Below are 23,492 nucleotides of genomic sequence, written 5' to 3'. Positions count from 1 at the left end.
AATGGGCAAAATTATTTGAGAACAACTAATTCTTTAGGTGTGGCAAGTCTAGCTATAAATCTTAATAGTGGTACTTATGATGCATATACTACAATAAATGATTTTTCAGTCACATACCATAGATATATTACTATATTGCCTACAATAATAGGAAATGATATAGTGAAATATTATAAAAATGGGACACAATACTGCGCTACATTTTATGATACATCAGGTAATTTGCTTACAAATACACAAGTAACATTTAATATTAATGGTGTATTTTATACACGCACACTAATTCAAGTGGTGTTGCAAAATTAAATATTAATTTAGATCCGGGGGTTTATATTATAACAGCAAATAATCCATGTAATAATGAGTTACGTAGTAATAATATAACTGTTTTATCAACATTGTCTGCATCTGATTTAATTATGAATTATGGTGATGGATCAATGTTTAAAGTTTATTTGGTTGATGGTCAAGGTAATCCTTATGCAAATCAAATTATAACTTTTAATATTAATGGAGCATTTTACTATCGTACAACGAATTCTAATGGTATTGCTAGTTTGGATATAAATTTATTGCCTGGAAATTATATAGTAACATCTTCTCATAACGGGCTATCGATTCCGAATAATATTATTGTAAATTAGGAGGTAAAAAATGAAAAAAATCATGTTTGTAGCATTAATTGTTGCTCTTATTTGTGTAACATCAGGGGCATATGCATTTTTATCTGAAAATGCAACTGTTTCCAATGATGATTCCTCAAGTATTGAAGTAAATAATGATGTTGGAATTAATTCAGATGATTCTGGACAAATTGAATTATCTGATAGTCAAAAGAATATACAGAATATTTATCCTAAAGTTGAGGATGATATAGTATATATAGGAACTTATGCATTTTATCACAAAGAGGATGGAATTGCAGATTATTATATAAAATGTATTGAATGTGGAGGTTATGTTGCAATAGGTGATGTTACAAATGCATTACCTGATGCTGCTTTATGTCACCATTTTAAAGGTAATTTAGCACCAAATTACAAAGATTATGCTATATCATATGATGATGCATATGATGATTGGGCGGGACATGGTTGTCCTGTTTATGATGACGGATCAGGTTTATCCGCACAGGGTAATCCGATTCATAGAGAAGTTGACCTTAGTAGTATTCAAGTGGATGATGATCCGGATAATGGTATGCCTTTGGTGGATTTAACTCCTTGTTAAAGCATAACTCCGTAGATTTAGTTTAAATTATAAATTTAAACTATTTTTTTCTTTTTTTTTAATTCCCACAAGATTTAAATATTTTCAATTAAAAACTTTTTTTTAATGTTTACTGTAACTAATGGAATTATTTTAAGGGGTCTGAATCTCAATCCGATTAAGGCAAATATTGTCGTTGATGATGGAATTATCACGGATATTTCCCAAGATGCTCATGAAGGCAGGATTATTGATGCTGACAGTGCAATAATATGCCCCTCCTTTTTAAACGGCCATACACATATCGGTGATTCAATAATTAAAGATGAAGGATATGGGCTGTCTTTGGGTGAAATGGTAAAGCCTCCCAATGGAGTTAAGCATCGTGCTTTGGCTTCTGCTGAAGATGAGGACATCATAGAAGCAATGAAAGATACCATGTGGGACATGGTCAAATCGGGCACTACTCATTTCATAGACTATCGTGAAGGGGGCATCAATGGAGTAAAACTTTTAAGGCAGGCTTCAAAAGACATTCCGATAACTCCTATAATTCTTGGCCGTGACGACAGTTTCTATGGCGATGATCCTGATTTATCTGAAGTTAGAAAGGCTGTCCGTAAACTATTGAAAATAGCTGATGGTATTGCTCCAAGCGGTTTCGGCGAGATTACAGATGAAGTTGCTAATCTGATTGTTGAAGAGTGTAAAAAGGCAGGGAAAATTTCATCAATTCATGTTGCTGAGTCTGAATCTACACAAATTGATTCTTTAGCCAAATTCGACAGAACTGAAATTGAAAGGGGAGTCCATTCTAGTTTTAACCAGCTAGTTCACTGCACCAATCCTAAAAACAATGATTTGGATTTGATTAAAAGTTCCAATGCCAATGTTGTTGTCTGTCCGAGAGCCAATGCGACACTGAATGTAGGCATCGCTCCTTTAAATGAAATGTTAAAAATGGGTTTTAAACCGATTTTGGGAACTGACAATGTAATGCTCAATTCACCAAACATGTTCAGGGAATTGGAATTCACGCTTAAGTTAATGTCTATCACGTATAAGAACTACTTAAATCCTTGTGAACTTTTAAAAATGTCAACTACAAATGCATGTCATTTTAATTTTGATAAATCTTATATTGAAATTGGTCAAATTGCAGAGTTCAATGTCATTGAAAGTTTTTCTAAGAATCCTCATTTATCCATAATAAATCGTTCAGAAACAAAAAATATATTATGTACTATCAATAGAAATATAAACCAATAATATATCGAACTTAAGAATCATATATTATTGGAGATGTAAATATGTACAAAAAGATTTTAGTCCCAACAGACGGGTCTGAATTTGCAAAAAAAGCACAATTGCATGCTATTTACTTAGCAAAAGCTACTGGTGCTGAAATTATTGCATTAAGTGTATCAGAAAATCATTTTATTAATGGAATTTCCTCAAACGATGAAATAGAACAATTAAATGAATTATTAAAAGATCGCTGTGAAAAAGATCTCAAACAATTTGAAGATATGAATGAAGAGGATGTTGTAATATCCCCAGTTATTAAAGAAGGCTCTCCAGCAAAGTCCATATTGGAAGTGGCTTCTGAAGAGGAAGTTGATTTAATCGTTATAGGTAGTTCAGGTAAATCTGGTTTTGATAGATTTATTTTGGGCAGCGTCAGTGAAAAAGTTGTACACACTGCTAAATGCCCGGTATTAATTGTACATTAATTTAATATTATTTGCGTATTTATAACATAAGGTGTTTTTAATGTTAGTTAAAAGAGTAATGTCTAAAAAAGTAGTTAGTGTTTCCGTTCCTGGAAGCAGAGAAAAAGTTTTAGACTTAATGAGAAAAGAAAATAAGGCAGTTCTTCCTGTAGTTAAAGAAGATGATAATAAATTGGTGGGTGTTGTAACCCGTTCTGATTTAATCAATAATCCTGATGAAGAACAAATTGCTATGTTAATGAGTAGGAATCTTATTACAGCAAGCCCTGATGAAGATGTAACTGATGTGGCTAAAAGAATGATTGAAAATGATGTAAGAAGAGTTCCTGTTGTTAATGAAGATGGTGAATTAGTTGGAATAATTACTTCATTTGATTTGGTATCTCAGGCTTTAACTAAACTTGAAATTGAAGATGCAGTTGAAAATTATATGATTACCACTGTTCCTACAACATGGGAAAAAACCCCATTGAATGTTGCTTTTGAATCAATGAAGCAATTTGGACTCAAATCAATTTTGGCATTGAATGACGATGCCCAATTAACTGGAATTTTAACCGAAACTGATTTCATCGCTGAAAGTGAAATTATTTCCGAAAGAAGTGAACACAGCTCCACTGTCGGTACAGAAGGAGACAAATGGTCATGGGATAGTACTTCCGTATTATACATTGAAAAGAATCATTTGAAATTCACCGATAAGGTTGTAAGCGATGTTGCCGTTGGCAATGTTGAAGTTGCAAACTCAAAAACCAAAGTTTCCGATTGTGCTAAAAAGATGAAAACATTGCACATTGAACAAATTCCTGTTATCGGTGTTGAAGGGGATTTGGTCGGTCTTGTAAGAGCTAGTGACTTAATCAAAGCTTTAGTTGAATAGCTGTGATATGATGGCGGTTAGTCCGGTTCTTGTTATTAAAATTGTTGATGACAGTTCTGTAGGTGTTAGGGCTAGATGGAGAGATGAGTTTGTCGAACATCATATTGTCTTGAACTCTGTTCTTGCATACTGGTGGGCGAATGATTTGCCTCCTGTTGTAAAGTTCTTGGAACTTTTTGAATCTGTTATTAAAAGAACTATTAATGAACTAACTCCTCACAAAACTTTAAATTTAAAATATGAAGTTAAAGCGGATGATGCTTTAGAAAAGGCTTCTCAAATCGAAATCAACTTAATTGAAGTTGAAGCAGACGATATCGGATTCAAAATCGACGGTAAAACATTGTCATTAAACGGTCTTAAAAATTCTCCAGACGGGGATGATGAAAAAAGTCCTTTTAATGAAACAATTACCAAATCCATTGAAACCCCTGATATCGTTTTAAAGAAATATATGGAAATGAAAAATAAGTAGCTCAGATATTTCTTCTTATTTGGGGCAATGTTTCCATGAAGTCAAATAGCGCTTCATCATAATTTTCATAATCATGTCCTTCAATTAGGCCATTTTGATTTATACTTATTTTTTCTAATTTTATTTTATCCGAATTTTCATTCGGAATTTTTTTTCCCAGCACTTTTTTTGTATTTTCAATGTTTACTGTAAACGGCAGCTGGTATTTGAATCCGTTATTTTCATAGTCGATAACGATCTCTTCATTATCATCAAGTATTGATAAATTTAAACAAACTTTTTTATATCCTAATGATTTTAATTTATCATTAATTTCATTTAATGAATTGATGTTTGTAATTGTTGAAAAACTTTCAACCTCACATATACCAACTTCATTAAAGTCCCTAACCTTGACAAGTTCACAGCCACTTATTTCAGAAAGGATGTTTTCACTTTTTTTAATTTTGCTGATTTTCTCATAAGTGATTTCAGTACCGGTAGGTATTCTCGTTGCAAGGCATGTCGTTGATTTTGAATATTTGATATTGTTTTTACTTAGATATTCATGAATTTCTTTTGAAGTTAATTTGGCTTCAATTAATGGGGTTTTGAAATCCATTGCATAGGTGATTAATATTCCCGGTCTGTCTACAACAAGATCGCTAATGTTATTCCCATCACAGATATAGTCAAAGCCATTATCTTCAGCATACTTTTTAATCTTTGAATACATCATCTTTCTGCATGAATGGCATCTGCCAGAGAGGTTTTTCAAAAATTCTTCATCCTCATAGAAATCCAAATCGATAATATGATGTTTCACCCCAAATTCGCAGGCCATATTTTTGGTGTGATTTAAAAAATTGTCTGGAAAGAGATGATTGTCGATGGTTATTGCCAAAACATCGCTGCTTACTTTTGATGCAAGATATGTGATTAGTGTACTGTCGGCTCCTCCGGAAAATCCGATAGCTACTTTTTTATCTTTTAAAATTTCTTTAACAATTTCAATTTTGTCTTCAATTTTCATTTTACCATGTCTGCAATATATCTCAGCAATTCTTTGCCGTCTTCTTTTTTAATGTCAGGGGATGTGCGGATAAAATCAATAAGTCTGGTTTTAGTATCATCATCCAGATCTGATTTGGCTAATGTCTGCGCATAATTTCTTTTCGGATAGAAAGTGGATTTGGCAATTTGAATCAATTCATCTTTCTGGCTTTGTGAAATGATATTTTCTTTAACCGCATTAGTAAAAACATAATCCATATTGATTAACGGTTCGGACAGGCTTTCTAATGTTTCGCTGTCAAGCATCACTGCCACATCGTCGTCTGATGCAACTTTTCCTGTGGCATACTGTTCATAAACATATCCTATACCAATCATTCCCAGTGTGTCAAGTTCTGATGCTCTCAGCGCTCCCATGCTTGATGCGCCAACAACAGTAACTCCACTATCAATGACTTTTAAAAGCTCTTTATGTCCAACGGATGAGTTTTGGTGGAATACTCCATCTATAATGCCGATAATGTCAGGATTCTCTTTCATATCCACACCCAAATCTCCTCTTTTAATTGGCCTTTTGTAAATTACTTCCACATCATCATGAGAATCCAGGATTTCTTTTGCTTCGTCATAAGGAACGGATAATCCGCAATAAATTATAATTTTTACCATAAAATCATACTCTTAAAAATCTATATCCTGCACGGCTTTGGTCGATTGAATACATTTCCATTGTCGGAATAATGACCCTCACAACGTTAATTTCGAGTTCTGGACGTGTCAAATCATAATATAAAACATGCTCTATTTCATTTGCTTTCAATTCATCCAACACGATATCAATATCCTTAGTGATTGAATCAGTACTTCTGTTTTCAATGTCGCTTAAGGCGATTTGATTTTCTTCCTGGTGGAAATAATGTTTATTTATTCTTTTCATACGTTCATAGCCTGCAGTTCTTGCAAAATCGGCCCTTACAGTATCTTCACGAGCTCCATGAATTTGGGTTGCTCTGCTTTGAGCCACTTCTGTCAATGCCCTTAAAATCGCAACTTCGGGATCTAGGTGAGTTCCGATTCCTAATGTCAATAAGCCGGCATCTTTCAGCAATGTATCGTCTGATGATGCAGCTATTGTCGGAATATTGATGTCTGCGGTCAGATCCATTAATTTGATGTTAATGTCATTTTCGCTAAACTTTGAAAGGGCATCGTTTACTACATCACTTTCAATGGTGTCCAGATTAATCTGTCTGGAATTTTTATGGGTTAATTCAAATATGCTCCATGCGTCCCTTTCAATAACCTCAAACATTCCGTGCAGTATTGCTTCTTCTTTGCTGTTTCCTGAAGCAAGGCCGTTAGTATTGGATTTAAATAAGCTTGAAGCCGAATTATCTTCCAAATTATAGGGGTGGAAAATCGCATTTGAAGGAACATAAAAATCTTCATCATTAATTAAATCATGGCAGAGACTCCATTCAAGATTTACATCATCCATATCTTTTCTTTCAAATTCATTAGGTAAATTCAATGATTTTGGATCAATAGCATTTCCTTTTTTTGAAATGTCCGTGAGCGTTCCAAAAATTGTCTCATCATCCTGTCTTTCAGCGGAATATCTCTCAAAACCTTCCATCATTGCTGAAGCCTTAGCATGCTCAACGCTTATTCCCTTACCTCCATAAATGCTGATTGAACCTTCCTGGGATGTTGGTCTGATGGCTGAAAAAACAGGAAGTCCTATTCTATCCAAATGGGTAATTTCAGTAATACGGGTAATGCCTGCAATTTTGCATTTGTCCTCATTGTTTGCAATGGTTTCGCTAGGGGGAATAATCCTGTGTGTTCCTTTAAAATATTTAATTTCTTTTGATGTCATTTTAAAATCCTATTAAAATTCTGATAATGTTTTCAACACCTATTGTCATTGACATAAAGGTCATAATTCCTGCAATGGCAATTGTAACAAGCCAAATTCCAATATTCCATCTTAAAACTTTGGATCCATCCAAATTCCAAACGGGAATTAAATTAAAGACAGCCAAATAACTGTTTGTTGAAAAGCCTAAGGAACATACAATGAATACGAATTGCATTGTAGCATCATAAAATGCAAGTGGATAAACTGCAGCTGCGATAAAGAGGAAAATTAAAGCAAGCACAATGTTAACGACAGGTCCCGCAAGGGATATTATCCCATTGGTCTTATCATCCAAATAGTTTCCCGCATAAGTATATACCGCACCCGGTGCTGCGAAAACAAAGCCGAAAAATGATGATACTAATGCAAATATTAGTCCTGCAGGCCATAACTTGAATTCGGCCCAGTAACCATAATGCATTGAAGTAAACTTATGTCCTAATTCATGTAATATAAATCCTAAACCTAATCCAATCATAACTATTGGGAATATCTGCTGCAATGCAGCTATATTTCGACCTGAATACAGGATTGAAAAGCTTAGAGAAATAAAAATAAATGCAATAATTAAATCTCGAATTTCACTTGTTGTAACTTTAAACATAGTTTTAAAATATCTAATTCTATATATAAAAGTTTTTTCTAAATATTTAAGTATGCATATAAAAAATATTTTAAGGGATATGGAAAAAGATAACATTCAAGCTTATCTGCTTACTCAATTTACAAATATTCAATATATTTCAAATTATAAACCCACCAGTTTTGCATTTTGCATCATTAAGGAAAATCCGATAATTTATGCTTCACAAATGGATATGGAAATTGCAAAAAGGGATTCCTCAATTGAAGTTCGGGAATATGAAAAATTTGAAACTATGGTTGATGAACTGAAAAAAGAGGGTATAAAAAGTCTGGCTATTGAACCAAGTTTGGTTTATAGTACTTATGAAAAATTTAAAGACGATTTTGAAATTTCTTCAAAAAACTATATTGAAAAACAAAGAATGATAAAAACGCCTTCAGAGATTGAAAACATTGAAAAAGCAACTGAAATTGCACAAATTGCTTTTAAGGAGTTGGATGTTGCTTCAAGAGATGAAAATGAAGATGTTTTAGCATTTGATTTGGTCAGACTGATGATTGAAAATGGTGCTTCCGGCGAGTCATTTGACACCATTCTGGTGAGCGGATCCGATACTAGTTTGCCCCATGCAACTCCACGGCCCAAATCTCTGGAAACACCAATATTGGTCGATTGGGGAGCTAAATTCAATGGGTACTGCTCAGACAATACAAGAACTATAGTCTACACTGAAAAGCAGCATGAAATATTCGATATTGTTCGCCAGGCTCATGACAAGGCAATCAAGGCAATAAAGCCTGGTTTAAAATGCTGTGAAATCGATAAAGTTTCAAGAGACATTATCACGGAATATGGCTATGGGGATAAATTTATTCACTCTACAGGTCATAGCCTTGGTCTTGATATTCATGAAACTCCCGGATTTTCCGTTCGGGATAAAACACTTATTGAAAAGGGAATGGTCATCACCGTCGAGCCAGGAATATATCTTGAAGGGGAATTTGGTATTCGCATAGAAGATACGATAGCAATAGGAAATAAAGGAAGAATTATCGGCAATTTGCCGCTTTAAGCTGATATGATGAATGTTATTATCTCAGATATTAAAGATGCAATAAGATTTGCTTTTTCAGATTTGAAAACGGTCCTATTTGTTGGTATCGTGCTTTGTATAATTTCCTTATTGAATAAGAAAGTAAATCTGGATGATTTTGATTTTGCTGTGAGAATAATTTTTAATCTGTTGTCATTTTACATTACAGGTTATGGTTCTTATGTCACTTTGAAAACAATTCAGGAAAATGATAAGCCTCCAAAAATTGGACATTTTAGAAAATTAACTTGGGAAGGATTTAAAAAGACTGCTATTGTGGCAATCTATGGAATTTTCCTTTCATATTTGTTTCATTTAGGTAAAATCCATTTGTCCGATAATCTATTGTTGGCATCAGTGTTTTTTGCATTATTCATTGTTCTATATGCTATTTTAATAACTGCCCTTCTCAACAGGTATCAGCATAAGGGTTCTTTTTTCCAGGCTTTCAATTTCAAGAAAATTTTCTCTTTATTTAAATTGTTTGATTTGGAAAATTTTATATTGCTCTTTTTGGCGGCAATAACATCACAATTGATTATATTTACATGTTATATTGATTTTTCTCCAAATTTAACGTCAATTGAAATGATTCATGCATTGCTGATGGTTATTCTGGCGCCGTTCATATTGTTGTTCTGTAAAAGATTAATCGGGCTTCGTTCAAAAAAGTTACTTCATAATGTTTCAAATTGGATTGAAGATAATGATTAAGTAAATACTGGAGGGTTTACTTTTTTGAAAATTAACATTTCAATTCAATAATTATTTTTTTGGACTTGAATTTATTGGTTTTTTAGAAAATAATGATGTTTTTAACAGTTACTGAAATTATTCTAGTAATTGCATAATTTTATTTATTTTCATTTTTCACTAATTTTTTCTCGGTAAAATATGGAAAATAAGGAAATGGTATTCATTTCCAGTAATCCAATTCTTCTTCGTTAAGTCCAATGAGATTTGCTTTAAAAACAGGATTTTTCCCGGATTTCTTCTGTTTTTCATAATCTTTTAAACAGTCAATGGCGATTTTACTGAGAATCATACATGTTGGCAGGTTAATAAGGGTCATTCCCCCCATTGTGATATCCGCCATAGCCCAGGCAGCATCCATTGGAATAATCGCGCCGACAAATATAATCAAAGTGGCGAAAATATAGAATATGTTCATGAATCTTTTAGAAGGTTTATTATTGTTGTTCATGAAAGTCAGGGCATTGTCAACATAATACAGATTTCCAAGAAGTGTGGTGAATGCAAACAGAACCATTGCAACAGTGATGAATATTGGTCCTGCAGTACCAAAGACGGTTGAAATTGCATTTTGAACGTATGGTGCACCTGAAACTGCAGCATCTCTTGTCACTCCCGTAGACAAGCACATCAATGCCGTAGCGGTACATAAAAGAAGAGTGTCTATATAAACGGATAATGTCTGGACCAATCCCTGTTTTGCAGGATGTGAAACTCTTGCAGAAGCGGAAGCGTTTGGTGCAGATCCAACACCTGCTTCATTAGAGAATAATCCTCTTTTAATACCATAAACTAAACAGGAACCAAGAATCCCTCCTGCAATGGATTTGAAATCAAAAGCGTCCTGGAAAATTAGAATAAACATTGATGGTATGTTGGAATAATTAAACAGAATAACAATTAATGCAATAATAACATATGAAACACCCATTAATGGAACAACTGTACTTGTAACCTTGACGATTCTTTTGCCGCCTCCAAGAAGACAATATCCGGTTAGAATAGCTATTAATGCACCTATGATTATCGGTGTGGTTGATGCATCATAAAATGAATATTCCATAAATGTTGACTGAAGATTGTAGGAGCACAATAAGTTAAATCCTACAGCGTAAGTGGCGATTAGGAATATGCAAAATAGAATAGCGAGCTTATGTCTGTGCAGCCCTTCCTCTATATAATATGCAGGACCTCCATAGAAATTTCCGTCATCATCTTTTCTTTTGAAAACTTGGGCGAGAGTACTTTCAACGAATGCGGATGATGCTCCAATAATACACATAATCCACATCCAGAAACATGCTCCGGGTCCACCAAGACATATTGCTGTTGATACGCCTATGATATTTCCTGTTCCAACCCTTGAAGCAGTTGATACTAACATTGCCTGCAGGGATGACACGGAATTTTCATCACCTGAAGGTTCTAATAATAGTCTAATTGATTCGATAAACAATCTGATTTGGACTCCTCTTGTGCGGAAGGTAAAATATAATCCTGCTGTAGCCATAACTACAATCAGAACAGGAAAGTACATGAAATTGTCAATCTGATTCAATGCATTAATAATTATTTCCCACATGTTTTCATCTTCTGTTTTAATTCAATCACTGATGATGTCTTTTATCACTTCACCTGCAATAATCAGTCCCGCAACGGAAGGCACAAATGAAACGCTGCCTTTCACTTTATATTTTGCATTTTTATTTATTTCACAATCATTCGTGTTTATTGGATGTTCCTTGGAATAAACTACCTTTAACTTTTTTATATTTCTCTTTCTGAGGTCTTTTTTCATTATTCTGGCAAGGGGACATACTGAAGTTTCATAAATATCTGCCACTTCAAACATTGTTGGGTCTAATTTGTTTCCAGTTCCCATTGAAGAAATTACCGGAACATCAATGCTGTCGCATTTGCACACTATTGCAATCTTGGCCATTATCGTATCCACACAGTCAACAGCGTATGACAGTTCTGGTGTAATAATATCAGTTTTTGAATCTGCAAGGTAAAATTCTTTATAAATTTCAACGTTTGCATTCGGATTAATCTCTAAAATTCTTTCTTTCATTAAATCCACTTTATATTTGCCTACAGTGTTTACTGTTGCAATCAGTTGCCTGTTAATGTTGCTTTCATCTATTTTATCAAAATCCACTAAAATAAAATTACCCACTCCGCTTCGGGCAAGTCCTTCACAGACAAAAGAGCCAACGCCTCCAAGGCCAAAAACGGCAACTTTAGCATTATTCAGTTTTTCCATTCCATCATTTCCAATTAACATTTCTGTTCTTGAAAACTTCTCATCCATCCCTTTCACCAAAAAATTTAATTTAATTCAATCCATTATATAATAATTGATGCCTTAAGAATAAAAACTTAATCTTTCAAATGAGGATTTTTCATGATAATAGATACACATTGCCATGTTTATAACAGTGAAATGGAAAATGCTGAGGAAATAATAAAAGAAGCTGCAAAAAGGGATATTCATATAATATTGAATGGTACTGATCCCATAAGCAATAAAGAAATATTGGAATTATCAGGCAAATATGAAAATGTCTATACTGCTTTGGGATATTTTCATTCTTTTGCAGATGAGATAACTGATGAGGATATCCTTTTATTGGATAGTCAACTTAGCTGCGATAAAGTAATTGCAGTGGGAGAAATTGGGTTAGATTATTATCATACAAAAGAAAATAAGGAAAAACAAATTGAATTATTTGAAAATATGCTGGATCTCGCACAAAAACATGATTTACCTGTAATCGTGCATTCCAGAAAATCGATGCAGGACACTTTTGATATATTAAAAAATCATGATGTTGTTGGCTCCATGCACTGTTATCAGGGTTCTGCTGAAATGGCACAGGAATTTATTAAATTAGGTTTCTATATTGGCATTGCCGGGCCGATTACTCACAGCAACAATAAAAAAATAAGAAAAATGCTTAAACAAATTGATATTAATCATATCCTTGTAGAAACTGATTCTCCATATTTGCCTCCTGAGGATAAAAGAGGTGAAAAAAATACCTCATTAAACATAAAATATATAATTGGAAAGATTGCAGAAGAATTAGGTATGGATGAAGATAAAATCATTGAAACAACTACAGAAAATGCGAAAAATCTCTTCAAAATATGATAATGGAATTACCTGCTCATGTAAATATTCTAAAAACTCAGTAATTTTAATTTAGCTCATAACTAGGGTTTTATATAGGATAAGGATAATAATATCTTTATGAAATTTAAAAGTATTATTATAATATCAGAAATATTGGAAAATAAAATTTCTGAAAAATATTTGGAATCTTTAAGGGAATTTTTACTTAGCGGATCTATTTTTACCGAAACATCTGAATTTTTAGCCGGAATAATAATTTTTATGGTCGTTACTGAAATTATTCTAGTAACTATATTATTGGCATTTAATTTACCATCGTCAATATTATTTGCTCCATTTTTGATTTTTCCAGTAATTTATACATATGTTTCTGTGAAACATGAACGGAATGTGGCCGAAATTGAACAGTCAGCCCCAGATTTTTTAAGACAGCTTTCAAGTATGCTTCAGGTTGGTTTGAGTTTCGAAAATGCTATGGAAGACATGTCCAAATATGGAAAAGGGCCTCTTTATGATGAGATGAGGAGAACAATTTTGGAAATAAGGATGGGCCGTAATTTTGATGAGGCATGGATTGCCATGAGCAAGCGACTGAAGTCAAGGGAGCTGGAAAGAATATTTGGGATAATTTTGGATGGTCGTAAAAGCGGATCAAGCATGGCGGATGTTATAAGGAATGTTTCCGATGACTTGAGGGATTTGCTTGCAATTAAACAGGAGAGAAAGTCCTCCGTAATGATGGCAGTAATGTTTTTAATAATATCTGCAGTAATAGCAACGCCTTTTGCATTGGGTATGGTAAGCGTTTATGCCGGATTTATGGAAAGTTTCGGCCAGGTTACTGATTTGGTTCGGGTTGCACCTGTTGCAGGTCAATTCTATCTAATAATCCATTCTATTTTAATTGGTTTAATTATAAGCGTTATCATGTATGGGAGCTTTAAGAAAGGTATTAAGTTTTCAATTCCGATTGTTGTCGTATCCTACGGAATATTCTATTTGGTATCAAATTTCGGGCTGTCAATGTTTGCAGGAGGATTTTGAAGTCTCTTTTCTTTTACTGCTTTGTGGTGATTGTTATTTTACAGTAATATTCACTAAAAAAATAAGTAAAGGAGTTTACTTAACTCCTTATTGTAATTTTACTTGCAATTTCACAGCCATTAAAACTTGATGTTATGATGTACTGGCCTGACTGCAACCTGATGTTTAATTTAGCCACACCTTCACTATCGGTTGTTCTGTTGTATAACACTCCGTTAATGTTGAATGTAACAGATTGGTTAGGGTAAGCTTTTCCTTGACCGTCGACCAATTTGGCCTTGAACTGTGATCCGTCCATATAATTCATCACTAAGTCATCAGCGCTTAAAATTGGAAGGACTTCAACATTATCACTTACAATAAAGTCATTATATTCTGTACTTATTGTGTAGTTTCCTTGATGTAAATTAATATTTAACTTGGCGTGACCAGTTGCATTGGTCGTTCTAGTGTAGGATACGCCGTTGATGTCAAATTTCACTGCCTCGCCTGCACCTATATATTCTCCTTCAAGATTGCGCATGCGAACGATAAACTGGGATTCATTCTTGTAATACTTAGTCAGTTCATTGGACTCGATTTGTGAAATTACTGTTATCTTATTGGATCTCATCTCGCCCGTAACCGGATTGGTTGCGGTTATAATGTAGTCACCGGGCATTTGGTCAATGTATAATTCAAGACCGCCATCAACTGTTGTATAACTATAAATAGTCCCATTAATATTAAAGGAAACTAGAGTATCTTCTATTGGGTTGCCGTCTGAATCAAGGAACATTGGATCATATTGGCTGTCATTTTTGTATACTTTATATACATCTGCCGCATCTATGGTTGTCTTGACAATTGTTGTGGAGTTGACAATCACATCATCAACAGTAACAATGGTCGGATACTCGCCACTATTAAGATTAATGTTTAGTTTAGCGGTACCGTTTTCGTCAGTAGTTCTGGAGTATGTTACTCCATTAATGGTGATGTTTACAGTCTTATTTGGTGTTGCTTGGCCTTTTCCATCCGTAACTGTTGCAGTGAACTTTTTAGAATTTTTATAGTATTTGGTCAAGTTCGGGGCGAAAACAATTACTGTGTCATTTGATGGAACAACATCGAGTAAACCGCTGTATGTAGGCACATCATATCCTAAATCGGCTGATACAATTTTTTGTTCAATATTATCCGCCCTGTATTGGGCTGTGTATTGGCCTTTATCGTAAGTAGCAGGAATAGGATTTTCTACACCATCAACTACGAAATTAAAATTGGTATCATAAATTAAGTTTCCATTGTCGTCCATATAAGTTGCATTTAATGTTACGGTTTGACCATATTCGACTTTGACGGTTTTATTTGATAATATGGTTAGATTAGTTGTGGAGATGATTGCACCGCCATTATTACAAATTTCCGTTTTATCGTATGATATTTTATTATTTGATAAGTATAATATGCTCTCCATTTCGTTATAAATGGATTTGCCTTTATTTCCATCAAAAGTACATGATTGGATAGTTACATTATCTTCAAGATTAAAAATAGCACCACCTTCTTCATCTGAATCATCATTTTCCGTGAAATTGGAGTTGGATATTATTATGGAACTAGGATCAATACCTCCTATAGCATATATTACACTACCTGAACCAGCACTATTTTTATTGAATTTGGAATTGTTTATATTAGTATCGTAATATGTCTCGATAGCACCGCCTGAGCCAGTTAATTCTCCGGCAAGAGCCTTATTGCCTGTGAATGTACAATTATCAATATTGAGTTTAAGGCCGGCATTAGCATAGATAGCACCACCGTCACCAGCTGCATCTCCATCTCCGGTAGCAGTATTGTTGATGAATACAGATCCGGTTATCGTATTAATGTCGGCTTGCATAAGATTGATTGCACCTCCTGAAAATGCGGAATTGTTTATAAATGCACTGTTGGTTACTGTAATTCTACCGCCATTACTTAGGATTGCACCCCAACTGCCCACATTATGTTTTTCAATATTGTTGATGAATGTACAATCATTAATAATTAACTCACTTTCAGTATTAATAGCGCCTGCAGAATCTGCAAATGTGATATTATTGAATGTTACTGTGCCGTCTGTAGCATTAACTGTGAAAATTCTTGCTCCACTACTGCCGCTAATTATGTGATTATTACCGTTGATTGTCAATGTTTTGTTAATCAGTATGCCGTAATATTGGTGGTCAGGGTAAGTATACTGGTTGTATTCATGATCGGTTTCTTCATTATATGCAAAATCATAAGGTAAGTATAATACACTATTGTTGTTTGCAATCGCATCATCTATTCTTGCAGCTAAATCGGTGTAAGTACCATTGCTGGCAGTTGAAATTGCCGGACTTTCATCAGCACCGATTATTTCATATTCTCCTGAGTCGTCTGTCTGATTTTCTAAAGCACTGACAGAGCCAATGCAGAGGAATATCATTAAAAACATTAATAATATTAATACAGGTTTTTTTAATTTCATTAAATTTTCCCCCTATCTGAAAAATATTCTAATAAAAATGTTCTATATTGTACAAACAATCTTAAAAGGCAATATTATTTGATAAAACATTCATGTAGTTAATAATTATCTACGAATATATTTATATGTTGTGTTATTTTGATTTGGGGATTTCATATGTATTTATCTATTTTACTTCATGAGGGCAATATTGCTTTAAAAAGGTTATATTGTCCGTTAAATTACAAAATACTTATATATGATGTTTTTTATAATATTTAATGGTGATTTAAATGGATAATAGTGCTCAAGCATCTGCAGAATTAATATTATTATTTGGCGGTATTATGGTGGTGGTATTGCTTGCAATTTATATGTATAAGAACTATATTAGGGATTTGCAAAATGAAATCCAGTCTGAAGAAGTTTCAAGACTAAACAATAAACTGCAAGAGATATCCGAAATTTTTACATAAATTTATATTTTTTTAGTATCCATAAGGAGGGTATTGATATTAAACAGCATAATGTTATTGCCGGAGGATAAACAAGATATCCTATGATATAACCTGCAATCATTAATGCCAGCATGCAGTATAGGGAATTGTTGTTTTCGAATGCAACCTGAAGAGCAATGTTTCCCTTATCTGAATTTTTAAGCGCATTGGATATGAAAATTGAAATTATTGCTGTTGCCACAAAATCAAGGCCGTATGCGGCATGGGCAATGAATGAATCAAAGTTTTCTGCAACGAATATTGTTAGGTACGGCAATAATGACAGAATGAATAATGAAAGTCCGCTTAACCAGATAACCTTGTTGTTTACTTTATTCACCATGCTGAATACATTATTGTTGTAATTCCAGTAGTTGAATATGACCAAAAAGCTTAAGGCATATATGATAAATTCAAGATGTATTTCAAACAGGGCTTCCCAAGTCCCGTCTGCGGCCATAGGTATTTCCAAAACAATAATTGTAAGTATGATGGCTAAAATAGCATCAATCAATGCTTCAAATCTTTCACTATCCATTTATAGACCTCCATCCGATAATTATCCAAAGAATTATGGAAATCAAACATGAAATATAGATTCCTGGTCTGTAAATGGTATATGTTAAAATAAAACCAATCAGTATTATAAATAATGGGGAGATTTCGTAGTACACTTTTGAATTGGTCTCCTGCAGTTCTTTATTATATGGATTGCTCCTATAAACTGCTTTAATGGATATTATGTAAAGAATATTTGTTACAACAAACAGTAAACCGAACATTGTTTCGCTAGGAATGGATTCTGGATGCAATGCTACCCATATCGTAAAATATGGCACTAATGAAATTATAAAAGTCATTACTCCATAAATCCACACTGAGGTATTGTCCAGATTATCCACTTTCTTGAAAAGGTTGTGGTTGTTATACCATATATTAAACAATGTTAGAAAACTTATTAAATAAGCCAAATAGAAAGTCTTTAATTCCCATATTGCAGATAATGTTGGTTCGGCAGGTTGTGCAATTTTTAAAACCAACACAGTCATTATAATTGCAATTATCGCATCGATAAATGTTTCAAATCGTGTCGTCTCCATAAAATAATATTTTAATTTTAAACTATAAATAATTAAATAAGGTGATAAGATGGATATGCTGATTAATGGTGAACATGTAAGCGACATGGATAAAAGTGAAGTCATAAATCCATATAATGGTGAAGTGATAGATACTGTTCCGATTTCTCATTTGAATAATGTTGACAAGGCTATTGAAGCGGCCAATAATGCCAAAGCATCTCTTCAGGAAATGTCTGCTTTTAAAATATCAAATAAATTATATGCCGTTTGTGAAAAATTAAAAGACAATAAGGAAGATTTTGCTGAGCTATTGACAATGGAAGTGGGAAAGCCGATCAATGAATCTTATGTTGAACTTGACAGATCAATTGAAACTTTAAAGCTTGCTGCTGAAGAGGCTAAAAGAATCTATGGCGAATCAGTTCCTCTGGATGCTGGATTGAACGGAAAAGGATTTTTTGCATTCACTCAAAGATTGCCTTTAGGTGTTGTTGCGGCCATAACTCCATTCAATTATCCTTTAAACTTAACAATTCACAAGATTGCGCCTGCAATAGCATGTAAAAATACAGTAATAATTAAACCTCCAACTGATGCACCGTTAACCGTAATGAAATTTGCAGAACTTGTTGATGAAGAGTTTCCTGCCGGTGTAATCAATACAATCACAGGATACGGTTCCGAAGTCGGTGATGCCTTGGTTGCATCTAATGAAATTGATAAGATATCATTTACCGGAAGCGTGCCTACGGGTTTGGTAATATCTCAAAGAGCGGGAATGAAAAAGGTAACATTGGAGCTCGGCGGAAATGACCCTTTGATTGTTCTGGATGATGCCAATGTCGATGCTGCAGTTAAGGGCGTTATCAACGGAGCATATCTCAATGCCGGTCAGGTGTGTATGGGTGTTAAAAGAATAATTGTACAGGAAGGCATTTATGATGAATTCAAGATTAAATTAGTTGATGCAACATCCAAAATTAAGATGGGGAATCCTATGGGTAAGACAACACAGCTTGGAACGTTAATTAGCGAAAAGGCAGCAATGCAGGTTGAAGAAACAGTAAACAATGCAGTTAATGATGGTGCAGAAATATTAATCGGCGGAAAACGTGATGGGGCATTTTACGAAGCAACTGTTGTGGATAAGGTAACTCCGCAAATGGATTTGGTTGTCAATGAAACATTCGGTCCTGTAGCACCGTTGATGAAAGTAAAGACAGTGGATGATGCTATTGAACTTGCCAACGCCACAGAATATGGCCTTCAGGCAGGAGTATTCACGGAAAATTACAGAAATGCAATGCGATGTGCCAATGAAATTGAAGCGGGAACAGTATTTGTCAATAAACAGTCCACATTCAGAACTGACAACATGCCTTTCGGTGGATTTAAAAGCAGTGGTTGTGGAAAAGAAGGAATTAAATATGCTGTTGAAGAGATGACTAAAACCAAATTGATTGGTTTGAATTTAAGATAGTTTTTTACTTTGATCCAGCATATTCCTCTAAATGTGGGATTTTACTTACGATAGTTACTAAAATATAGGATATTATAAGGCTTCCAAGTATCAATGTTAAAAATTCTATAGTATATCCTAATTTATCCAACGGTAAAAATCTTACTATTATTATCATAATCTGGCAGTGAACCAAATACAGTCCATAGCTTGTACGTGCCAATGCCTGTGTAATTCTTTTAAGAATATTATTTGGATTTTCAAGTATTTTTGACGTTTTGAACAGGCATACGATTCCAATAACTTCAATTATATTCAATATGGAATATCTTGAAAATGTTTTGAAGAAATTGTCTTCTGGAAATGCAAATGAGCAGATTAACATTATTGCTGATGAGAATAGGATTAAAAATATTGCAACTTTCTTATTGTTTAGGAATTCACGTTTAGTGTATCTTAAATAGTATCCCAGAACAACCAGTCCGATTGGGGAGGTGAAATAGCTGAGTTTTATTGGTGAAGTGTAGCCTAATGTCTCTTCAACCAAGGATACAAACAACCAAATCACCAAGAAATATTCTGCTTCTTATAAATCGGAATGAAGTAGCCATTTGTTGAATATTGGCATTATCAGATAAGTTCCAAGAATCATCCAATAGAACCAGTATGGTGTTGATCCGCTTGATTTGGCAAGAAATGTTTCCAAAATGTATTTGATTAAGCTAATTGGGTCAAATGCGGTTACATAATGCACCTGTGTGAAACAGTATGAAAATATGATTAACATTATGCTTGTAAATATTGCCCAGAATATAAACGGTTTGGTTATTCTAACCAGTCTTTTGGAGAGAAAATCTTTAATTTTCCATTCACGGCCTAATGAAAGGGCTCCGGATAAAACTAAAAACAAGTCAACTCCAATTCTAAATGAATTATTACATATCGCTTCTACAATAACATCAAATCTGAATACGTGTGTCATATTGCTTGGCATTGAAAATTTCAGCATTGCCGTTGCATGCAGTACAATAACACTGATTATTGCCAACGCTCTCAAAGCATCAAAATAGAAAATATGTTTTTTCATTCAAATCCGTTATAAAGTATAATTAAATTTTTTTAAATTTAGGTACACCTAATAATTTAATTTTCATACAATAAATAGTTTTTTTTGAATTAATTATGGGTGTATGGTTAATTTTGAATTGAAAATAAGAAAGTTATATCTGCTTAATCCAGATAAGCTTCCACTAAATTACGTGTTTCGTTCAATGATTCCATTGGGATGCCTTTTGGCATCTGGCCAAGCTCGCCGTCAACTTCTTTAAGGATACTTCCATCCATTCCCAGAAACATTCCTTCGCTCACTGTTTCCATAAAGCTTTGAGGTGGCAGAAGTGAAACACCTACACGATTCTCTTCTTTTACATTCAAATCATTCGTCACAACGGTTATTGCACGTTTTCCTAAGTTAACATTACATATCATTAATGAATCTGCTTTAGGATGTTTTGTAACACTCATTACTTCTCCAACCCTAATGTCAACACCTATTATCGGATCATTTATTGGACCCAATGCCAGACGGTCTTTGAGTCCTAACATGGTATCAATGAAAAATCTTACTTTAGCGATATTTTCAGCTGTTTTTTCACGGTCTTCCTTTGGAGCGGCACTTAAAAACTTTTTATTCCAGCCTTCTCCACCTAAACATTCAACGATTTTTTCCGCTTTTTCGGTTAGGCTTGCTACATCAGGTGAGTTGACAAGGTCATCTCCTTCAAGATATGAGTAAATCAATGACTGAAAATCGCTGTTCATCTGTTTTCCAGTTTCAACAGCAAGTTTTTTGTTCCAATTTCCTCTAAATGATGCTGTTGGAATAAGATTCAAGTAGTTTTCTCTTGCTTTGTTTGCCACTAAAATTCTATAATCTTTACTTGTATCCCACAATGTCTAATCTCCTTTCAAATTATAATTAATATAATATTTGACATAAACAATAATAAATTTTTTCCAAAATATTTCAGAGGGGATATTTCAATTAATAACTTATATTTTTGGCTAATTTCTATTATTTTTCCTTATTTTTTTAATTAAAATTAGTTTTTATATCAAAAACTATTTATATAAACAATAATATAAAGTTATACATATTTATTTAGTTGATTTATTATAAGTTAACCTGTGGTGTTAAAATGGTAGAAGTTTCAAATTTACGTAATTTAAGTATATATACAAACACTGGCCATTATGTGGGCCAAGTAGAAGATGTTGTTTTAAACATAAGATTAGGAACAATTTCAAAATTACAAGTAAGAGCTGTTGAACCTGAAAGAAAACAAATTGGTCTTCTTGACAATATTAAAGGAGCTTTTCAGGGTGTTCCTGAAGAAAGTATTGGAACCAGATCTTTCCAGCATGATTTATTGACTGTTGATTTCGATAAAGTACAAGCTATTGGGGACATTATGTTAATCAACCCAAGAGATATCAAAAAGGTTAACCCGGAACCTCCAGTTCCTGAATCCGTTGCTCCACAACAAGCTCCAAAACCTGAAACTCAACCACAATTTGAAAATAAACCTAATTTTGAATCTGAAAGATTATAATTTCAATCTTTCTACTTTTTTTATTTATTAATTTTTTTTAAGTGATTTTAATGAATGTAGGAATTATAGGCTGTGGGGCTATCGCTAACATTATTGCAAGCAGAATAGTTCCTGAAGATAACAATATTGAAATTAAATATTTCTTTGACAAGGATATTGAAAGAGCAGAAAATTTAGCCAGTTTTGCAGGTGGTGTTGCTGTTCTTGATTTTGATGACATGTTGGATGATGTTGATTTGATTTTGGAATGTGCTTCACCTGATTCAGTTAAACTGCTGGCTCCAAAAATTCTGGAAAAAGGAATAGACATGATTATTATGAGCATAGGTGCTTTTATGGATAAGGATTTCTTTACCAAAGCGTTAAACATTGCCCGTGAAAATGATGCGCATATTCATTTGCCTTCAGGAGCTGTTGTCGGTTTGGACGGTATCAAGGCCGTTGCCGATTTCGGATTGAAAGAAATTACATTAGTTACTCGCAAGTCTCCAAAATCATTAGGAAAGGATATCGATACTGGAGAAGTTTTATTTGAAGGAAAAGCTTCAGATGCAGTTAAAGAATTTCCATTAAACATTAATGTGGCAGCAACCATTAGTCTAGCATGTAATCGTGACATTGATGTAAAAATCATTGTCGATCCAAATGTTGACCGTAATGTTCATGAAATTACTGCAAAGGGTGACTTCGGTGAGTTTAAAACAATTACGATGAATCATCCATGTGCCGCAAATCCAAAAACAAGTATGCTTGCCGCAATTTCTGCAATTAAATTGCTTAAAAGTTTTGATGAAACAATATCAGTAGGATTATAATGAAAGAATATGAAATTTACTCAGATTTGAGGGTTCCAGTTAATTCAAAAATCATTGTAAGGCTGGATGGTCGAAGTTTCCATTCGTTTGCTCGCAAAATGGAACTTGTAAAGCCATATGATGATAATTTCTATAAAGTGATGGTGAATGTTTCCAAGGATCTGTTTGAAGAGTTTTCACCGTTATTTATTTACACTTTTTCTGATGAAATAAGTATTCTTTTAGATAATGTTCCATTTAACGGCCGCATTGAAAAAATAAATTCTGTCATTGCAAGTTTTACGTCTTCCTCTTTTTCCATTAATTATAATAAGGAATTTTCTAAACCTGTTGCATTTGATTCCAGGGTCATTCCAATTAATGATGATGAAATCTTGAGTTATTTCAAATGGAGACAGGATGAGGCATGGAAAAATTGTGTGAATGGCTATGGAATCCATTTCTTGAAATCAAAATACTCTTCCGAAGAGGCTAACAATAAAATTAACGGTTTAAATTTGTCTGATATTCATGAATTATTATTTGAAAATGGAATTAATTTAAATGATGTTGAAACTTGGAAAAAAAGAGGAATTGGCGTTTATAGAAAAAATAAGGAAATAAAAGGATTCAATAAAAAAGAGGGAAGGGAACAGATATCCTATCGCAGTTTCATTAATGTTGACTGTAACCTTCCAATTTTTTCAAAAGAATTTTTTAGCAGTTTGTTTTAAGGGGTCAAA

The 23,492-nt window shown here is 33.6% G+C and carries 28 protein-coding genes; 16 read left to right on the top strand and 12 right to left on the bottom strand.

Annotation, left to right across the window (positions count from 1 at the left end; genetic code table 11):
• The 7 genes from ACKI2W_RS05600 to ACKI2W_RS05570 form a co-directional block, all read left to right on the top strand.
• On the top strand, positions 1-306 hold a 306-nt coding region (locus ACKI2W_RS05600; RefSeq protein ID WP_407380076.1), incomplete at its 5' end, for a hypothetical protein.
• A 134-nt stretch (positions 307-440) separates the two neighbouring features.
• Positions 441-644, top strand: coding sequence for a hypothetical protein (locus ACKI2W_RS05595; RefSeq protein ID WP_407380074.1), 204 nt, complete (start codon positions 441-443; stop codon positions 642-644).
• Between the two features lie 10 nt (positions 645-654).
• Positions 655-1,230: a hypothetical protein gene (locus tag ACKI2W_RS05590; RefSeq protein ID WP_407380072.1), complete on the top strand. Its 576-nt coding sequence runs from the start codon at positions 655-657 to the stop codon at positions 1,228-1,230.
• Between the two features lie 105 nt (positions 1,231-1,335).
• Complete coding sequence (locus tag ACKI2W_RS05585) at positions 1,336-2,478, top strand: amidohydrolase family protein (RefSeq protein ID WP_407380070.1); 1,143 nt, start codon at positions 1,336-1,338, stop codon at positions 2,476-2,478.
• A gap of 41 nt (positions 2,479-2,519) precedes the next feature.
• Positions 2,520-2,942: a universal stress protein gene (locus ACKI2W_RS05580; RefSeq protein WP_407380068.1), complete on the top strand. Its 423-nt coding sequence runs from the start codon at positions 2,520-2,522 to the stop codon at positions 2,940-2,942.
• Positions 2,943-2,982: 40 nt separating this feature from the next.
• Positions 2,983-3,822, top strand: a complete 840-nt coding sequence (locus ACKI2W_RS05575) for a CBS domain-containing protein (protein ID WP_407380066.1) — start codon at positions 2,983-2,985, stop codon at positions 3,820-3,822.
• Between the two features lie 10 nt (positions 3,823-3,832).
• The gene (locus tag ACKI2W_RS05570; protein WP_407380064.1) at positions 3,833-4,297 is read left to right on the top strand and encodes a hypothetical protein; all 465 of its coding nucleotides are present in this window, start codon (positions 3,833-3,835) and stop codon (positions 4,295-4,297) included.
• Position 4,298: 1 nt separating this feature from the next.
• Here ACKI2W_RS05570 and larE read toward each other — a convergent pair whose 3' ends face one another.
• The 4 genes from larE to ACKI2W_RS05550 are packed head-to-tail and all read right to left on the bottom strand — an operon-like array spanning position 4,299 to position 7,815.
• The gene (gene larE, locus ACKI2W_RS05565) at positions 4,299-5,309 is read right to left on the bottom strand and encodes an ATP-dependent sacrificial sulfur transferase LarE (protein WP_407380062.1); all 1,011 of its coding nucleotides are present in this window, start codon (positions 5,307-5,309) and stop codon (positions 4,299-4,301) included.
• A complete protein-coding gene (locus ACKI2W_RS05560; RefSeq protein ID WP_407380060.1) occupies positions 5,306-5,959 on the bottom strand; it encodes a TfuA-related McrA-glycine thioamidation protein in 654 nt (217 codons plus the stop codon). The genes larE and ACKI2W_RS05560 overlap by 4 nt, the downstream gene beginning before the upstream one ends.
• 4 nt (positions 5,960-5,963) lie before the next feature.
• On the bottom strand, positions 5,964-7,169 hold the full coding sequence (locus ACKI2W_RS05555; RefSeq protein WP_407380058.1) for a YcaO-related McrA-glycine thioamidation protein: 1,206 nt from the start codon (positions 7,167-7,169) through the stop codon (positions 5,964-5,966).
• Between the two features lies 1 nt (position 7,170).
• On the bottom strand, positions 7,171-7,815 hold the full coding sequence (locus ACKI2W_RS05550; protein ID WP_407380056.1) for a site-2 protease family protein: 645 nt from the start codon (positions 7,813-7,815) through the stop codon (positions 7,171-7,173).
• A gap of 52 nt (positions 7,816-7,867) precedes the next feature.
• Between ACKI2W_RS05550 and ACKI2W_RS05545 the strand changes: the two genes are divergently transcribed.
• A complete protein-coding gene (locus ACKI2W_RS05545; protein WP_407380054.1) occupies positions 7,868-8,869 on the top strand; it encodes a M24 family metallopeptidase in 1,002 nt (333 codons plus the stop codon).
• 9 nt (positions 8,870-8,878) lie between these two features.
• Positions 8,879-9,604 carry a DUF4013 domain-containing protein gene (locus tag ACKI2W_RS05540; RefSeq protein WP_407380052.1) on the top strand — a complete coding sequence of 242 codons (726 nt, stop codon included), beginning with the start codon at positions 8,879-8,881 and terminating at the stop codon, positions 9,602-9,604.
• A gap of 202 nt (positions 9,605-9,806) precedes the next feature.
• On the opposite strand, the gene ACKI2W_RS05535 is transcribed toward ACKI2W_RS05540, so the two are convergent.
• Both ACKI2W_RS05535 and ACKI2W_RS05530 read right to left on the bottom strand, forming a co-directional pair.
• A complete protein-coding gene (locus ACKI2W_RS05535; RefSeq protein ID WP_407380050.1) occupies positions 9,807-11,225 on the bottom strand; it encodes an alanine/glycine:cation symporter family protein in 1,419 nt (472 codons plus the stop codon).
• Positions 11,226-11,246: 21 nt separating this feature from the next.
• A complete protein-coding gene (locus tag ACKI2W_RS05530) occupies positions 11,247-11,957 on the bottom strand; it encodes a ThiF family adenylyltransferase (RefSeq protein WP_407380048.1) in 711 nt (236 codons plus the stop codon).
• A gap of 93 nt (positions 11,958-12,050) precedes the next feature.
• Here ACKI2W_RS05530 and ACKI2W_RS05525 point away from each other — a divergent pair, with 93 nt between their 5' ends.
• Both ACKI2W_RS05525 and ACKI2W_RS05520 read left to right on the top strand, forming a co-directional pair.
• Positions 12,051-12,800, top strand: a complete 750-nt coding sequence (locus ACKI2W_RS05525) for a TatD family hydrolase (protein WP_407380046.1) — start codon at positions 12,051-12,053, stop codon at positions 12,798-12,800.
• Positions 12,801-12,899: 99 nt separating this feature from the next.
• Positions 12,900-13,826 carry a type II secretion system F family protein gene (locus ACKI2W_RS05520; RefSeq protein WP_407380044.1) on the top strand — a complete coding sequence of 309 codons (927 nt, stop codon included), beginning with the start codon at positions 12,900-12,902 and terminating at the stop codon, positions 13,824-13,826.
• A 79-nt stretch (positions 13,827-13,905) separates the two neighbouring features.
• Here the strand turns inward: ACKI2W_RS05520 and ACKI2W_RS05515 are convergent, their stop codons facing one another.
• Positions 13,906-16,326 carry a right-handed parallel beta-helix repeat-containing protein gene (locus ACKI2W_RS05515; RefSeq protein ID WP_407380043.1) on the bottom strand — a complete coding sequence of 807 codons (2,421 nt, stop codon included), beginning with the start codon at positions 16,324-16,326 and terminating at the stop codon, positions 13,906-13,908.
• A gap of 272 nt (positions 16,327-16,598) precedes the next feature.
• Between ACKI2W_RS05515 and ACKI2W_RS05510 the strand changes: the two genes are divergently transcribed.
• Complete coding sequence (locus ACKI2W_RS05510) at positions 16,599-16,781, top strand: class III signal peptide-containing protein (protein WP_407380041.1); 183 nt, start codon at positions 16,599-16,601, stop codon at positions 16,779-16,781.
• On the opposite strand, the gene ACKI2W_RS05505 is transcribed toward ACKI2W_RS05510, so the two are convergent.
• Positions 16,774-17,340: a TMEM175 family protein gene (locus tag ACKI2W_RS05505; protein WP_407380039.1), complete on the bottom strand. Its 567-nt coding sequence runs from the start codon at positions 17,338-17,340 to the stop codon at positions 16,774-16,776. The genes ACKI2W_RS05510 and ACKI2W_RS05505 overlap by 8 nt on opposite strands.
• The gene (locus tag ACKI2W_RS05500) at positions 17,333-17,902 is read right to left on the bottom strand and encodes a TMEM175 family protein (RefSeq protein ID WP_407380037.1); all 570 of its coding nucleotides are present in this window, start codon (positions 17,900-17,902) and stop codon (positions 17,333-17,335) included. The genes ACKI2W_RS05505 and ACKI2W_RS05500 overlap by 8 nt, the downstream gene beginning before the upstream one ends.
• A 49-nt stretch (positions 17,903-17,951) precedes the next feature.
• Between ACKI2W_RS05500 and ACKI2W_RS05495 the strand changes: the two genes are divergently transcribed.
• A complete protein-coding gene (locus tag ACKI2W_RS05495; protein WP_407380035.1) occupies positions 17,952-19,364 on the top strand; it encodes a lactaldehyde dehydrogenase in 1,413 nt (470 codons plus the stop codon).
• A 4-nt stretch (positions 19,365-19,368) separates the two neighbouring features.
• Here the strand turns inward: ACKI2W_RS05495 and ACKI2W_RS05490 are convergent, their stop codons facing one another.
• The 3 genes from ACKI2W_RS05490 to ACKI2W_RS05480 all read right to left on the bottom strand — a co-directional run bounded on the left by ACKI2W_RS05490 (position 19,369) and on the right by ACKI2W_RS05480 (position 21,296).
• On the bottom strand, positions 19,369-19,902 hold the full coding sequence (locus ACKI2W_RS05490; RefSeq protein WP_407380033.1) for an acyltransferase family protein: 534 nt from the start codon (positions 19,900-19,902) through the stop codon (positions 19,369-19,371).
• Positions 19,903-19,929: 27 nt separating this feature from the next.
• Positions 19,930-20,430, bottom strand: coding sequence for an acyltransferase family protein (locus ACKI2W_RS05485; protein WP_407380031.1), 501 nt, complete (start codon positions 20,428-20,430; stop codon positions 19,930-19,932).
• A gap of 143 nt (positions 20,431-20,573) precedes the next feature.
• Positions 20,574-21,296, bottom strand: a complete 723-nt coding sequence (locus ACKI2W_RS05480; protein WP_407380029.1) for a tRNA-binding protein — start codon at positions 21,294-21,296, stop codon at positions 20,574-20,576.
• Positions 21,297-21,541: 245 nt separating this feature from the next.
• Between ACKI2W_RS05480 and ACKI2W_RS05475 the strand changes: the two genes are divergently transcribed.
• Genes ACKI2W_RS05475 through ACKI2W_RS05465 form a run of 3 tightly spaced genes read left to right on the top strand, consistent with a single transcriptional unit; the run spans position 21,542 to position 23,483 of the window.
• On the top strand, positions 21,542-21,955 hold the full coding sequence (locus tag ACKI2W_RS05475) for a PRC-barrel domain-containing protein (protein ID WP_407380027.1): 414 nt from the start codon (positions 21,542-21,544) through the stop codon (positions 21,953-21,955).
• Positions 21,956-22,005: 50 nt separating this feature from the next.
• A complete protein-coding gene (locus tag ACKI2W_RS05470; protein ID WP_407380025.1) occupies positions 22,006-22,770 on the top strand; it encodes an aspartate dehydrogenase in 765 nt (254 codons plus the stop codon).
• Positions 22,770-23,483 carry a tRNA(His) guanylyltransferase Thg1 family protein gene (locus ACKI2W_RS05465; protein WP_407380023.1) on the top strand — a complete coding sequence of 238 codons (714 nt, stop codon included), beginning with the start codon at positions 22,770-22,772 and terminating at the stop codon, positions 23,481-23,483. Before ACKI2W_RS05470 ends, ACKI2W_RS05465 begins: the two co-directional genes overlap by 1 nt.
• The last annotated feature ends 9 nt before the right edge of the window (positions 23,484-23,492 follow it).

Source organism: Methanobrevibacter sp. (genome assembly GCF_045603845.1).
Lineage (GTDB): Archaea > Methanobacteriota > Methanobacteria > Methanobacteriales > Methanobacteriaceae > Methanocatella.
This window is presented reverse-complemented; position numbering and strand designations above follow the sequence as displayed.

Bases quoted from the DNA above. Each gene is read 5' to 3' on its own strand.
- ACKI2W_RS05595 (WP_407380074.1), top strand. From the start codon at position 441: ATGTTTAAAGTTTATTTGGTTGATGGTCAAGGTAATCCTTATGCAAAT.
- ACKI2W_RS05590 (WP_407380072.1), top strand. From the start codon at position 655: ATGAAAAAAATCATGTTTGTAGCATTAATTGTTGCTCTTATTTGTGTA.
- ACKI2W_RS05585 (WP_407380070.1), top strand. From the start codon at position 1,336: ATGTTTACTGTAACTAATGGAATTATTTTAAGGGGTCTGAATCTCAAT.
- ACKI2W_RS05580 (WP_407380068.1), top strand. From the start codon at position 2,520: ATGTACAAAAAGATTTTAGTCCCAACAGACGGGTCTGAATTTGCAAAA.
- ACKI2W_RS05575 (WP_407380066.1), top strand. From the start codon at position 2,983: ATGTTAGTTAAAAGAGTAATGTCTAAAAAAGTAGTTAGTGTTTCCGTT.
- ACKI2W_RS05570 (WP_407380064.1), top strand. From the start codon at position 3,833: ATGGCGGTTAGTCCGGTTCTTGTTATTAAAATTGTTGATGACAGTTCT.
- larE (WP_407380062.1), bottom strand. From the start codon at position 5,309: ATGAAAATTGAAGACAAAATTGAAATTGTTAAAGAAATTTTAAAAGAT.
- ACKI2W_RS05560 (WP_407380060.1), bottom strand. From the start codon at position 5,959: ATGGTAAAAATTATAATTTATTGCGGATTATCCGTTCCTTATGACGAA.
- ACKI2W_RS05555 (WP_407380058.1), bottom strand. From the start codon at position 7,169: ATGACATCAAAAGAAATTAAATATTTTAAAGGAACACACAGGATTATT.
- ACKI2W_RS05550 (WP_407380056.1), bottom strand. From the start codon at position 7,815: ATGTTTAAAGTTACAACAAGTGAAATTCGAGATTTAATTATTGCATTT.
- ACKI2W_RS05545 (WP_407380054.1), top strand. From the start codon at position 7,868: ATGCATATAAAAAATATTTTAAGGGATATGGAAAAAGATAACATTCAA.
- ACKI2W_RS05540 (WP_407380052.1), top strand. From the start codon at position 8,879: ATGAATGTTATTATCTCAGATATTAAAGATGCAATAAGATTTGCTTTT.
- ACKI2W_RS05535 (WP_407380050.1), bottom strand. From the start codon at position 11,225: ATGTGGGAAATAATTATTAATGCATTGAATCAGATTGACAATTTCATG.
- ACKI2W_RS05530 (WP_407380048.1), bottom strand. From the start codon at position 11,957: ATGGATGAGAAGTTTTCAAGAACAGAAATGTTAATTGGAAATGATGGA.
- ACKI2W_RS05525 (WP_407380046.1), top strand. From the start codon at position 12,051: ATGATAATAGATACACATTGCCATGTTTATAACAGTGAAATGGAAAAT.
- ACKI2W_RS05520 (WP_407380044.1), top strand. From the start codon at position 12,900: ATGAAATTTAAAAGTATTATTATAATATCAGAAATATTGGAAAATAAA.
- ACKI2W_RS05515 (WP_407380043.1), bottom strand. From the start codon at position 16,326: ATGAAATTAAAAAAACCTGTATTAATATTATTAATGTTTTTAATGATA.
- ACKI2W_RS05510 (WP_407380041.1), top strand. From the start codon at position 16,599: ATGGATAATAGTGCTCAAGCATCTGCAGAATTAATATTATTATTTGGC.
- ACKI2W_RS05505 (WP_407380039.1), bottom strand. From the start codon at position 17,340: ATGGATAGTGAAAGATTTGAAGCATTGATTGATGCTATTTTAGCCATC.
- ACKI2W_RS05500 (WP_407380037.1), bottom strand. From the start codon at position 17,902: ATGGAGACGACACGATTTGAAACATTTATCGATGCGATAATTGCAATT.
- ACKI2W_RS05495 (WP_407380035.1), top strand. From the start codon at position 17,952: ATGGATATGCTGATTAATGGTGAACATGTAAGCGACATGGATAAAAGT.
- ACKI2W_RS05485 (WP_407380031.1), bottom strand. From the start codon at position 20,430: ATGAAAAAACATATTTTCTATTTTGATGCTTTGAGAGCGTTGGCAATA.
- ACKI2W_RS05475 (WP_407380027.1), top strand. From the start codon at position 21,542: ATGGTAGAAGTTTCAAATTTACGTAATTTAAGTATATATACAAACACT.
- ACKI2W_RS05470 (WP_407380025.1), top strand. From the start codon at position 22,006: ATGAATGTAGGAATTATAGGCTGTGGGGCTATCGCTAACATTATTGCA.
- ACKI2W_RS05465 (WP_407380023.1), top strand. From the start codon at position 22,770: ATGAAAGAATATGAAATTTACTCAGATTTGAGGGTTCCAGTTAATTCA.